Below are 13,345 nucleotides of genomic sequence, written 5' to 3'. Positions count from 1 at the left end.
TTGTACCCTCTGGCGATATATGGCAAAACCTATCTCCATCATAACGCTTGTATGTCTTTTTGAAAAGGATAATTGACCTGTGTCCAAAAGTTACCGAATGACTGAAAAGCTCGAAATTCGTTGTTTTTGCATTTTCGAACTCTACAATGAAATTAATCACTATATTTATCCACATACCCACAGGCTTGTGGATAGTTTGTTCATAACTATGTGAGCAACTACAAGGTTATCCACAATTCTATACACAACATGTTAACAACCCGAATATTTGTTCGCTGAATAAACGATTTTGGAAGGAGTTATATAGTAATGAATGACCATTCTCCCCAGCCCGATCTTGGGAATTTATCTGAAGAGGCTCAACATGAGCACTGGATGCGAGAGGCCATTGCCGAGGCCTACAAGGCTGAAGCTCTCGGGGAAGTGCCGATTGGAGCTGTAATCGTACAAAATAACCAAATTATTGGTCGGGGATACAATCTGCGTGAAACTACACTGGATTCCACCGCCCATGCAGAGATGGTGGCTATTCGTCAGGCCAGCGAGACCATCGGAGCTTGGCGTTTGTTGGATTGTTCTCTGTACGTCACACTGGAACCTTGTCCAATGTGTGCAGGTGCAATTGTACAATCCAGAGTTCCCCGCGTTATCTATGGTACGGCTGATCCCAAGGCAGGCTGTGCAGGTACACTGATGAATCTGCTACAGGAGCCGCGTTTTAACCATCGCACCGAGGTTATTGCGGATATTCTTCAACCTGAATGCTCCACGATGCTAACTCAATTTTTCAGAAGTCTGCGCCAAAAGTTAAAGTAGTCACCGACTACAAACATCCCAATTAGAAAGGAAGTGTGCTGTAATGGCACTAACACTCTATGATACAGCCAATGGCATAAGCCTTCGGTTGCTCACCCCCCAAGATACACAGTCCTATCTGGACCTGGTTCAGATCACACGCGTCCCCTACCAGTCTGTAGAACCCGTGCGAGACGATGAATTCTATACACTGGATGCTCAGACTCGGCGGATTGAGGATCGGGTCAAGGCAGCAGAAGATGGTACAGGATATCAATTTGGAATCTATACTATTAAAGACAGCCTGCTAATTGGACAAGTAAGTATCAACAATGTCGTATTGGGCGTTGCCAATTATGCGGATATGGGTTACTTTATCCATCCAGATTATCAGGGTGGCGGACGAATGACAGCAGCGGTTAAACTGGCCGTAGCTTATGGCTTCCGTGCGCTGAAGTTAAATCGGATTCAGGCTGCAGTATTGCCCTCCAACAAAGGTTCACAGCGCGTACTGGAGAAGAACGGATTCCAGTTTGAAGGTACTGCACGCAAATACCTCAAGATCAACGGCAAATATCAGGATCATCAGATCTATGCTGTACTTGCTGAAGACTTGGACGAACTTACGAATTAATTGATTTAGAAGCTTCCCAATAAAGCTGTCTGTATTCCCAATTCAACAATATACAAAGTTAATGTACAAAACCGCACTACTCTAGTTATGTAGGAGAGAGTGCGGTTTTATTTATATAGATCACCAGCCACGATTCAACTTCAAAGATCAATTATTTTGCGTATATCCCCTCTTACTCTGTCTAACTAAAAAAACCGCCTGTACCCAAGCGGAAGGATATTATCCTTCACTTGAATCACAGACGGTTTGAACTCAGCGAGATTAGTATCCGTATGAAGCGTTCATCAGTTCTTCGAACTCTTGCATAGTAATTACGTCATCGCCAGTAGGGATGTTGATTTTGAATGCTGCTTTTTCGTTAATCTTAGTGTACGTATTGGAACCGGTAAATGCCAATTTCACTTCGTCTTTTGTACCTTCTGGCTTGATCAGCACATCAGCGACCATCTTTTGATATACAGGGAAGTCGTTTTTGTCCAATGCGAAATCGATGTTGAATTGGTTGATTGTCAGAACATCTTTCAATTTATCCAAGTCTTTAGCCATTTCAGCCTGATCTGCCTCAGTGATCTTCAGATCTTCTTTAGCTTTGTCGATATCAGCCTGATCCATTTGCAGCATTTCACGATATTCCTCTTTGGACAGAATATCCAATACTTTAGGCATAGCTTTTGTTACCAGTACAGTAACTGCTTCTTTAACATTGTCATTATTCACCGAGAATTGTACAACTTGCTTCGCATCTACACCTTCAGGAAGTTTTGCATCTTTGGTGTCTAGATTTTTGAAGAATTTAGCTTGATCGTACTCGCTCAGCACTGCGTCCATGACTTCGTTGCTCAGCTTTTGCGTTTTGGCTGCGTCCATAGCATCAGGGTTCCATTCTGTACCCTCTTGCTCAGCCAGTTCTTTCAGGTCAAGTTCCAAGAACTTGCCTACAACATTCTCCGGAATCGGGAAGAACGGAATATTCGGCACTTTCACATAGAGTTTCTCTGCCGTCATCACCATTGGGATGTTAAAGGTCATACCCATGTCGCCTTTAAGCTCGATGCCAAGAGTCATCTCTGTCTGCATTGGCTCACTTTGGTATACACCTGTTACATTCAACTGAGCATCCTTCAGCATGCTCATAAACTGAGTCATGGTAGGATCAGTTTGTGAAGCATCCCCAGGTTTATAGCTCAATTCATTAATAGTGAAATTAGAACTCATTTCATACGAAGTCAATTTGGAAGCATTGGCCGCAGCCGTCTTCAATGCCTCTTTTGGTTCCTGCTTGCTGCTACATGCTGTCAATGCCATAGATACGGTCAACAGCAACGTGAGAAGAAGCGCCCCCATACGTTTAGTCATTTGTTTCTCTCCTCTCGTGATAACCCCAAAAAAAAGTAATTCAATATCAATGATATACCATATTACCAGATACCGAAACCTAATTTGGGAAAAATGTGATCTTTCCTCTTTAAAATGGCTACAAAGACCTATGTCAGCTTTGGGAATAACCATGTGCCTGTCTTTATATATGTATGAATACGCAAAAGCCCCTTGTTAGGTAACAAGGGACTTTTGCGTGAATCTGTTTCTTCTATTAACCTTGAGGATTCAAATGATCCACATGATTTTGATTTTTTACTTTTTTGGAACCGGATAATGGTTCCTGCATGGAAGAGCGTTTGGATGAATGACGATGCTGTTCGGATGCTTGCGCTTCCGGTACGGGAATTGTTTTTGGTTTGCTCATATTATTGCCCCCTCATCATTGTTAGGAATGGGATGGGTCCCTATCTTCCGTTTTGTCATGATTCAGTGCATCCTGATGACGGCGATCATTAATATCTTGCTGAATTTGCTGGGCATGATGACTGTTTACGGTAGGTTGCTCCAGATCATCGACTACATTTTGCAGGTTTTTGTCTACTCCCGCTTTGGCTTTAGTCAATTGAGTTCACTCCTTCAGATTTCAGGCTATTATCTCGTCTGGGATTGTAACGACTGGGCGCATTCATGAATGTGCCGTGTATAATCGTGAGCCAGTTCCTGAATCGGTTCTGTACGCTCATCCGTCGTTTGTCCATCCCGTTCCACATCAATCAGCTGTACGCTGACTTCACGGGAATCGACATATGCACATTTGAAATCAAAAGAGTACATCTCGTGCCCTGCTGTAGCAATGTGTATCCGAATCGCCTGCTGATCGGCTTCATCGGCCATTACCTGAGCCTGGTCTCCAACATTCAGGACTTGAGGCAAACGTTCTTGCCAGGCCCCTACAAGCTCTGTCTGATCGATGTTTAACTCGCGGTTCATCTTACCACCTCCACTCCTATAAAGTGCGGCGATGAAGATGTTTTTATACATATTAGCCTTATTCAAAATATAACGTTGTACTATGCAACATATACATTGGTCACCAACCTGTATGCTCACTACGTTGAACAAACTCACAACGCAAAAAAGGACCCGAGCGAGATCGCTCGAATCCTTGTTATAAGTGTAGTATGGCGGAGAGGGTGGGATTCGAACCCACGTGGAGTTGCCCCCTAACGGTTTTCAAGACCGCCCCGTTATGACCGCTTCGGTACCTCTCCAGGGAATTAACTTTTATAAACTTGCCACAAAAAGTATCATACCACATCTCGACATTATAATGCAACCTTTTATATTAAAATTGATGATCCTTTATCAGACAATTACCTCAGTTATACAAAACACTCCAATCCGCCATTCCGAAATGACGGATTGAATTTGTATTCCTCTTGATGAGGATGGTTAGCTAACTCTTACTTAAGAGCGACGTGCGATCACACTTGCACCGCACATATAAGGACGTAATGCTTCAGGAATGACAACCGTACCATCTTCCTGTTGATAGTTCTCCAGGATAGCGGCTACCGTCCGTCCAACAGCCAATCCTGACCCGTTCAATGTATGAACAAATTCCGGTTTGGCTTTTGGCTCTCTGCGGAAACGGATATTGGCACGACGTGCCTGGAAGTCCTCACAGTTGGAGCACGAAGAAATCTCACGATAAGTGTCGCTCTCAGGCAACCATACTTCAATATCATACGTTTTAGCTGAAGTGAAGCCCATATCTGCCGTGCACAATGTCAGGACGCGATACGGCAAGCCCAACAATTGAAGCACACGCTCCGCATTTTGAGTCATTTGCTCCAGCTCTTCATACGAAGTCTCTGGAGTAGAGAGCTTGAGCAGCTCTACTTTGTTGAATTGATGCTGACGAATCAAGCCGCGTGTATCCCGTCCAGCCGAACCGGCTTCAGAACGGAAACAAGAGCTGTATGCCACGAAGTGCTTAGGCAATTGATCTACATTCAGAATCTCTTCGCGATGATAGTTCGTTACCGGAACTTCAGCAGTAGGGATCAGATAATATTCGGTATCTTTCAACTTGAACAGGTCTTCTTCGAACTTAGGCAGTTGACCTGTTCCAAACAAGCTGTCCCGATTAACGATGTATGGAGGCAGAATCTCTTCATATCCATGTTGATCGCTGTGCAGATCCATCATGAAGTTAATCAATGCACGTTCCAGACGTGCGCCCAGACCTTTATAAAAGGTAAAACGGGAACCTGTTACTTTGGCAGCCGCTTCAAAATCAAGAATATCGAGATCCTGCGCAATTTCCCAGTGTGCCTTTGGTGCAAAAGTAAATGACTTCGGCTCTTCCCAACGACGAATCTCAACATTGTCGTCTTCAGAAGCTCCAATAGGTACACTTTCGTTAGGAATATTCGGAATCGCCATTGTGAGATCATTGATCTTCACTTCCAGTTCCCGAACTTCCTCGTCCATGGCTTTGATTCGATCAGACACTTCACGCATCTCCACAATCAGATCATCAGCATTCTCACGATTCTTCTTCAGTCTAGCAACTTCCGCGGAGACCGTATTCCGACGACTCTTCAGTGTTTCACTCTCTTGAAGTAACTCCCGACGCTTGGCATCCATCTCGGTAAATCCAGCGATAAGATCCAGCGATTTGCCACGTTTAGTCAATGCTTCTTCTACACGTGCATACTCATTCCGCAATATTTTCACATCAAGCACGATATACCCCTCCTAAATAACCTCACAACGTGAAGCCTTATGTTAGATCCATTCTCAAAACTCTACTGTATACACCTTACTATATACTTATCGGAACCTGTAACCCAAAAAACAACCTATATCCCCCTTGTCACCCTCCGCTGCGATTCCCGCTATGAAGCAGATACAGGCAACATCAGGCATCCGTTCAGATGCAACTGCCAACCAGTGGCCTTACACGGCTTCTGGTGAAGTGATCCGATGACCGGGAGATCATAGGTTGTACATCATGCATTATTTAGAGTCTACCGTGTGTTTGTAGGATCTGGCCATGTCTACAAAATAAGTATGCAGACGATAGTCATCCGTCAATTCCGGATGGTAGGAGCAAACCAACAAATGTCCCTGACGAGCCGTAACAATCTCATCCTTGTATGTGGAGAGTACCTCCACCTGGTCTCCGACACTCTCGATCAAGGGCGCCCGTATAAATACAGCCCTTACCGTCTCCTCAATGCCTTTGACTGGCAAATCCGTCTCAAAACTCTCTCTCTGCCGTCCAAATGCATTTCGGGATACAGTCATATCCATTAGCTCCAAATGAGCTTCTTCTTGCCCTGCAATGTGTTTAGCCATAACGATCAAGCCAGCACAGGTACCAAATACCGGTTTGCCCTCAGCAGCAAACGCCCGAATGGCATCCATAAACCCATACTTGCGCATCAGTTTACCGATCGTCGTGCTTTCCCCGCCAGGAAGGATAAGACCATCCAAGTTCTCCAATTGCTGAACCTGTTTGATAGCTATACCTTCTGCTCCAGCACGTTCAATACTTCGAATATGCTCTGTGACAGCTCCTTGAAGTGCTAAAACGCCGATCTTCATACGCTCATTCCCCTTCTCTTACCAGCCACGATCTTGCATACGGTAAACGAACATTGTACTTTTTCACTTCATCATACGTGAATTCTAACTTGATATTTTACCGGAAAAATTGTAAATATACAATCCATCCGGTCGGAATAACTTGTATTTTGTCAATGATATGACCATGTAAGCTTAAAATCATGATCATACTCTTTCCATGAAGTTTGCTAAGGCTTAGAACAGGTTTTTGATTCCGTCAAAAAGATCCACAAAGAAATCCTTCACAGCACGGAAGAACAAACGGAACCATCCGCCTTTTTCAGCCTCTTCAGCAGTGATCAAGTTCACTGTTTTTTCCTGTGGCTCAATTCCCTCTGCTTTATACGTGTACGTTACCGTACCAACCTTCGTACCTGCCTTGAGTGGTGCTACCAGCTTGTCAGCCTCAGTTACGTTGGCTTTGAATGTCACATCCAGGTTCTGAGTACCTTTGGGAACAACAAAACTTACCGCATTATCTGTTACAACAGGAACGGTTGTTTCTTTCCCTTTTTTCAAAGGTACCGCTTCCCAGCCCGTCACTTTGGTCTTGCCTGCAACAGCCTGTTTCACTTCAAAGTTGTTAAATCCATAGTCCAATACCTTTTTAGTTTCTCTGAAACGTGCGGATTCCGAATCTGTGCCCATAACAACACTAATTAGACGCATACCGTTACGTTCTGCTGTACCTGTAAAGTTATTACCTGCGTTCGTGGTATGGCCTGTTTTCATTCCATCCAGACCTTCATAGGCATAGCTTTTGAAATTGGTTATATTTTTATTCGCTTCCAGCATCCAGTTGTAATTGATAATTGGAGCTTTATCATTGGGACGGAACTTGTAGGATTGAATCGTTGTAAATTCTGTGTAGTCCGGGTGATCCATAATGATGTATCGGCATAGAATTGCAGCATCCAGAGCGGACATCACCGTTTCCTTGTCTTCAGCTGGGCGGAAATCAGCAGGCATATCTGCTCGGTCGAGACCCGAAGAGTTTATGAAGAACGTATCCTTCATGCCCATACGCTTCGCTTCATCATTCATCATTTTCACGAAAGCTTCTTCCGAACCGGCAACATGTTCAGCCAAAGCAACCGTAGCATCATTGGCAGAGCCAACAGCCATAGCAATATAGAGATCCTTAACTGTGTGCTGGTCACCTTCCGCGAGGAAAATTCGCGACCCGATACTTTGTGCAGCATTCTTTTTAACAGTTACAATATCGTCCCAACCGAATTTACCTTGTTTGACTTGTTCGGCGACAATGTACTCTGTCATCATTTTGGTCATACTTGCAGGTGGCATCGCTTTATCCGCATCGACATTTAGTAGAATCTGTCCCGTTGAGGCTTCCATTAGCACCGCTGATCTAACCTCAAGCCCAAGTGAGTCTACCCCAGGCACCTTTACGGCTTTCTCCGTCTTCGTTGTTGTTGCCGCAGCAGTCAGAACCTGACTGGAGTTGTCCGCAGCAGCCATGACCGGCATTACTGCAGACATGCAAAGCATGTTAATTAGCATTACCGAGGCTACGCTCTTTTTGAGCATTTGGCGTTTCTTTTTATTCATGTGTTTGGCTTTCAATGATGAATACTCCCTTCGATCCAAAGCATTATTAATTGCTTCAGTGCAGCTTATGCTGCGATTTTCTTGTTCCCTAATCTGTGTGTTTGATGTATGAGATGTGTGCTATATGCGCTGTATCGAACGAGCAATATTATTGCTCCTAAAGTTCGTTATCGATTGTCACTTAGTCCGCATTTTGCAAATGCTTATGTAAAAGGACGTCCGCGCTTCTGTTTACCTGGCAGCCTTTTCTGGCACTGCATTTGCTTTTCAAAACCATATTCATAGATTCACGTCAAAAAGCCGCCGCAACGCCTTAATCCATCCATGGATCGTCACCGCTTGTTCTATTCTATCACAGGGGTATCTGCAAAAAAAGACAGACCCGGTGAAAATCACCGAGCCTGTCCTGGAAATGATTAACTCTCTTCAGATTACAACGAGTAGTTAGGTGCTTCTTTGGTAATCTGTACATCATGGGGATGACTTTCGCGCAGTCCCGCACCTGTAATTCGGATAAAGCCTGTATCGTTACGAAGTTGCTCCAAGTTACTTGTACCACAGTATCCCATACCCGAACGCAGACCACCAATCAGTTGGTGGATCGTATCAGACAATGGTCCTTTGTAAGCGACACGACCTTCGATTCCTTCCGGAACCAGTTTCTTGTCATCATCTTGGAAGTAACGATCTTTACTACCTTGTTTCATTGCAGCCATTGAACCCATACCGCGGTATACTTTGTAGCTACGTCCTTGGAAGATTTCAGTTTCTCCCGGGCTTTCTGCTGTGCCGGCAAACAAACTTCCCAGCATCACCGCGTGTGCGCCTGCAGCCAGTGCCTTCGTAATTTCACCAGAATATTTAATTCCGCCATCCGCGATAATCGGAACTCCATATTCACGTGCCACTGTTGCACAATCGTACACTGCAGTTACTTGAGGTACACCAATACCAGCAATAACACGTGTTGTACAAATCGAACCTGGACCAATACCCACTTTGACTACCGAAGCCCCTGCTTCGATCAGGTCACGAGTGGCAGCGCCAGTAGCGACGTTACCTGCAACGATGGTCAGGCTAGGGAAACGTTCACGAAGCTGACGTACAGCTTCAATGATATTGATGTGGTGTCCGTGAGCCGAGTCTACCGTAATCAGGTCGACACCAGCTTGTACCAAAGCATCTGCACGTTCAAATGTATCTTTGGAAATACCAATCGCTGCACCAACCAACAAACGTCCTTGAGCATCTTTGGCTGCATGAGGGAATTGAATGGCTTTCTCAATATCTTTAATCGTGATAAGACCTTTCAACGTGTTTGTCTCATCAACTAATGGAAGTTTCTCAATCTTGTGCTTCTGAAGGATACCTTCAGCTTCTTGCAGTGTAGTGCCAACAGGAGCGGTAACCAGATTCTCATGAGTCATGACTTCGCTAATTTTGATGCCGTAATCATGGATAAAACGCAGATCGCGGTTGGTCAAAATACCAACCAGCTTCTGATCTCCTTCAATAATAGGTACACCGGAGATCCGATATTTCGCCATTACTGCTTCCGCATCAGATACCAGATGATCTGCCGTCAGTGAGAATGGATTCGTAATAACACCACTCTCCGAACGTTTAACACGATCTACTTCTTCTGCCTGTTGTTCAACCGACATATTTTTATGAATAATACCGATACCGCCTTCACGTGCAATAGCAATAGCCAATGTCGCTTCAGTTACCGTATCCATACCCGCACTGATCAAAGGAATATTTAGCTTTACAGTATCACTCAAACGAATAGATACATCTACTTCTTTAGGCAGTGTCTCGGATTTCCGTGGCACTAGCAATACATCATCAAAGGTGAGGCCTTCCTTACCAAATTTATCTTCCCACACGCAAGTGTTCCTCCTTATGTTTGCTCAGCTTTACGGTCCAAAACCCGAAGATTCCAGGCTGTATTTTACGCCGAAAATACGTTTTCTGAAAAATTTATTATTGCCATCTTAGCAAAGCGATATTTAGACTGTCAAGGAAAAGTACTTGGTTATATCAGGTGTATTGCCTGATGAACACAACTGTTTTTCCAGAGCGGACAAGTCTAGTTATTACGCAAAAAAACGTCAATTCGTATCGAATAACGTTACCTGTACACATCCTATTGTGCTGAGAAATCACCAAATTCAATCTGTATTTTAATCCCATACTGCATAATAAAACTATATAATAAAAACCACCACCGAATAACATCGGCAGTGGTTCTTTGCTTGGCGGCGTCCTACTCTCCCAGGACCCTGCGGTCCAAGTACCATCGGCGCTAGAGGGCTTAACGGTCGTGTTCGGGATGGGTACGTGTGGAACCCCTCCGCCATCGCCACCAAACGCATAGCTTACATTTCAGAGTTGTTGTTCTCTGAAAACTAGATTCGAAACGAAACATGCGAATTACAACTTGCTATTGGATAAGCCCTCGACCGATTAGTACTGGTCAGCTCCATGCATTGCTGCACTTCCACCCCCAGCCTATCTACCTCGTCGTCTTCAAGGGGTCTTACATACTGGGAAATCTCATCTTGAGGGGGGCTTCACGCTTAGATGCTTTCAGCGTTTATCCCGTCCGTACATAGCTACCCAGCGGTGCTCCTGGCGGAACAACTGGTACACCAGCGGTACGTCCATCCCGGTCCTCTCGTACTAAGGACAGCTCCTCTCAAATTTCCTACGCCCACGACAGATAGGGACCGAACTGTCTCACGACGTTCTGAACCCAGCTCGCGTACCGCTTTAATGGGCGAACAGCCCAACCCTTGGGACCTACTTCAGCCCCAGGATGCGATGAGCCGACATCGAGGTGCCAAACCTCCCCGTCGATGTGGACTCTTGGGGGAGATAAGCCTGTTATCCCCAGGGTAGCTTTTATCCGTTGAGCGATGGCCCTTCCATGCGGTACCACCGGATCACTAAGCCCGACTTTCGTCCCTGCTCGACTTGTAGGTCTCGCAGTCAAGCTCCCTTATGCCTTTGCACTCTTCGAATGATTTCCAACCATTCTGAGGGAACCTTTGGGCGCCTCCGTTACTCTTTAGGAGGCGACCGCCCCAGTCAAACTGCCCACCTGACACTGTCCCCGCACCGGATTACGGTACCAGGTTAGAACCTAGATACGATCAGGGTGGTATCCCAACGTTGCCTCCACGCAAGCTGGCGCTCACGTTTCAAAGGCTCCCACCTATCCTGTACAGATCGTACCCAAATTCAATATCAAGCTGCAGTAAAGCTCCATGGGGTCTTTCCGTCTTGTCGCGGGTAACCTGCATCTTCACAGGTATTAAAATTTCACCGGATCTCTCGTTGAGACAGCGCCCAAGTCGTTACGCCATTCGTGCGGGTCAGAATTTACCTGACAAGGAATTTCGCTACCTTAGGACCGTTATAGTTACGGCCGCCGTTTACTGGGGCTTCGGTTCACAGCTTCGGATTGCTCCTAACCACTCCCCTTAACCTTCCAGCACCGGGCAGGCGTCAGCCCGTATACTTCGCCTTACGGCTTCGCACAGACCTGTGTTTTTGCTAAACAGTCGCTTGGGCCTTTTCACTGCGGCCCCCTCGTGCTATTCACACTACCGGGGCACCCCTTCTCCCGAAGTTACGGGGTCATTTTGCCGAGTTCCTTAACGAGAGTTCTTCCGCGCGCCTTAGAATACTCTTCTCGCCTACCTGTGTCGGTTTGCGGTACGGGCACCATCACCTGGCTAGAGGCTTTTCTTGGCAGTGTGAGATCATGACCTTCGCTACTATAATTTTCGCTCCCCATCACAGCTCAGCCTTACAATGTGCGGATTTGCCTACACATCAGCCTTACTGCTTAGACGGACATCCATCAGTCCGCGTCACTACCCTACTGCGTCCCCCCATTGCTCATAACGGCTTACGGTGGTACAGGAATTTCGACCTGTTGTCCTTCGACTACGCCTTTCGGCCTCGCCTTAGGTCCCGACTTACCCTGAGCGGACGAGCCTTCCTCAGGAACCCTTAGGCTTTCGGCGGATCAGATTCTCACTGATCTTTTCGTTACTCATACCGGCATTCTCACTTGTATAATGTCCAGCGCTCCTTACGGTACACCTTCAACCCTTATACAACGCTCCCCTACCCCTGATGCAAAGCATCAAGCCATAGCTTCGGTGGTGTGTTTAGCCCCGTTACATTTTCGGCGCAGAGTCACTCGACCAGTGAGCTATTACGCACTCTTTCAATGATGGCTGCTTCTAAGCCAACATCCTGGTTGTCTGTGCAACTCCACATCCTTTCCCACTTAACACACACTTGGGGACCTTAGCTGATGGTCTGGGCTGTTTCCCTTTTGACAATGGATCTTAGCACTCACTGTCTGACTCCCGGAAGTAAGTCTATGGCATTCGGAGTTTGACTGAGCTTGGTAACCCTTGCGGGCCCCGCACCCAATCAGTGCTCTACCTCCACGACTCTGTTTTCCGAGGCTAGCCCTAAAGCTATTTCGGGGAGAACCAGCTATCTCCGAGTTCGATTGGAATTTCTCCGCTACCCCCACCTCATCCCCGCATTTTTCAACATGCGTGGGTTCGGGCCTCCAGTGCGTGTTACCGCACCTTCACCCTGGACAGGGGTAGATCACCCGGTTTCGGGTCTACGTCCACGTACTAAGTCGCCCTATTCAGACTCGCTTTCGCTGCGGCTCCGGCTCTTCACCTTAACCTTGCACGGGAACGTAACTCGCCGGTTCATTCTACAAAAGGCACGCCATCACCCCTAAAACGGGCTCTGACTTTTTGTAAGCACACGGTTTCAGGTTCTATTTCACTCCCCTTCCGGGGTGCTTTTCACCTTTCCCTCACGGTACTGCTTCACTATCGGTCGCTAGGAAGTATTTAGCCTTGGCAGATGGTCCTGCCGGATTCATACGGGGTTTCACGTGCCCCGCACTACTCGGGATCCGTCTCGGAGGGAACCAACTTTCAACTACAGGGCTTTTACCTTCTTTGGCGGGCCTTTCCAGACCTCTTCGCTTAACCGGTTCCTTTGTAACTCCATGTGAGACGTCCCACAACCCCAAAGAGCAAGCTCTCTGGTTTGGGCTTCTCCGCGTTCGCTCGCCGCTACTGACGGAATCACTATTGTTTTCTCTTCCTCAGGGTACTTAGATGTTTCAGTTCCCCTGGTATGCCTCTACATAACCTATGTATTCAGTTATGAGTAACTGGAAATTACCCCAGCTGGGTTTCCCCATTCGGACACCCCCGGATCAAAGCTTGCTTACAGCTCCCCGAGGCAGTTTCGTTGTTCGCCACGTCCTTCATCGGCTCCTAGCGCCTAGGCATCCTCCGTGTGCTCTTAGTAGCTTAACCTCGTTCTCCGGTTTCG

Annotated in this window: 10 protein-coding genes, 1 tRNA gene and 2 rRNA genes; 2 read left to right on the top strand and 11 right to left on the bottom strand. The window is 46.4% G+C overall.

Annotated features, from left to right (window positions below; genetic code table 11):
• Positions 1-309 precede the first annotated feature (309 nt).
• Entirely contained in the window at positions 310-816 is a 507-nt protein-coding gene (gene tadA, locus NST38_RS00475; RefSeq protein ID WP_076254823.1) for a tRNA adenosine(34) deaminase TadA, read from the top strand.
• 43 nt (positions 817-859) lie between these two features.
• Positions 860-1,429 (top strand): GNAT family N-acetyltransferase, encoded by a 570-nt coding sequence (locus NST38_RS00470; RefSeq protein ID WP_076254821.1) that lies wholly within the window; start codon positions 860-862, stop codon positions 1,427-1,429.
• Between the two features lie 261 nt (positions 1,430-1,690).
• On the opposite strand, the gene NST38_RS00465 is transcribed toward NST38_RS00470, so the two are convergent.
• The 11 genes from NST38_RS00465 to NST38_RS00415 form a co-directional block, all read right to left on the bottom strand.
• Complete coding sequence (locus tag NST38_RS00465) at positions 1,691-2,785, bottom strand: hypothetical protein (RefSeq protein ID WP_047841148.1); 1,095 nt, start codon at positions 2,783-2,785, stop codon at positions 1,691-1,693.
• A gap of 235 nt (positions 2,786-3,020) precedes the next feature.
• A complete protein-coding gene (locus NST38_RS00460; protein WP_036607296.1) occupies positions 3,021-3,173 on the bottom strand; it encodes a small acid-soluble spore protein P in 153 nt (50 codons plus the stop codon).
• A gap of 21 nt (positions 3,174-3,194) precedes the next feature.
• Positions 3,195-3,371 carry a hypothetical protein gene (locus tag NST38_RS00455; protein ID WP_179087979.1) on the bottom strand — a complete coding sequence of 59 codons (177 nt, stop codon included), beginning with the start codon at positions 3,369-3,371 and terminating at the stop codon, positions 3,195-3,197.
• Between the two features lie 29 nt (positions 3,372-3,400).
• On the bottom strand, positions 3,401-3,739 hold the full coding sequence (locus NST38_RS00450; RefSeq protein ID WP_076254819.1) for a hypothetical protein: 339 nt from the start codon (positions 3,737-3,739) through the stop codon (positions 3,401-3,403).
• A gap of 192 nt (positions 3,740-3,931) precedes the next feature.
• A tRNA-Ser gene (locus NST38_RS00445) sits at positions 3,932-4,020 on the bottom strand.
• A 196-nt stretch (positions 4,021-4,216) separates the two neighbouring features.
• A complete protein-coding gene (serS, locus tag NST38_RS00440; RefSeq protein WP_341343759.1) occupies positions 4,217-5,500 on the bottom strand; it encodes a serine--tRNA ligase in 1,284 nt (427 codons plus the stop codon).
• Between the two features lie 273 nt (positions 5,501-5,773).
• Positions 5,774-6,364, bottom strand: coding sequence for a pyridoxal 5'-phosphate synthase glutaminase subunit PdxT (gene pdxT / locus NST38_RS00435; RefSeq protein ID WP_076254815.1), 591 nt, complete (start codon positions 6,362-6,364; stop codon positions 5,774-5,776).
• A gap of 216 nt (positions 6,365-6,580) precedes the next feature.
• A complete protein-coding gene (locus tag NST38_RS00430; RefSeq protein WP_076254813.1) occupies positions 6,581-7,969 on the bottom strand; it encodes a D-alanyl-D-alanine carboxypeptidase family protein in 1,389 nt (462 codons plus the stop codon).
• Between the two features lie 416 nt (positions 7,970-8,385).
• Entirely contained in the window at positions 8,386-9,843 is a 1,458-nt protein-coding gene (gene guaB, locus NST38_RS00425; protein ID WP_036607306.1) for an IMP dehydrogenase, read from the bottom strand.
• Between the two features lie 367 nt (positions 9,844-10,210).
• Positions 10,211-10,327 (bottom strand): 5S ribosomal RNA (gene rrf / locus NST38_RS00420).
• A 76-nt stretch (positions 10,328-10,403) separates the two neighbouring features.
• Positions 10,404-13,329, bottom strand: a 23S ribosomal RNA gene (locus NST38_RS00415).
• Positions 13,330-13,345 lie beyond the last annotated feature (16 nt).

Source organism: Paenibacillus sp. FSL H8-0104 (assembly GCF_038050215.1).
Lineage (GTDB): Bacteria > Bacillota > Bacilli > Paenibacillales > Paenibacillaceae > Paenibacillus > Paenibacillus amylolyticus.
The sequence above is the reverse complement of the archived record's forward strand: the minus strand, read 5'-3'. Positions and strand labels throughout refer to the sequence as shown.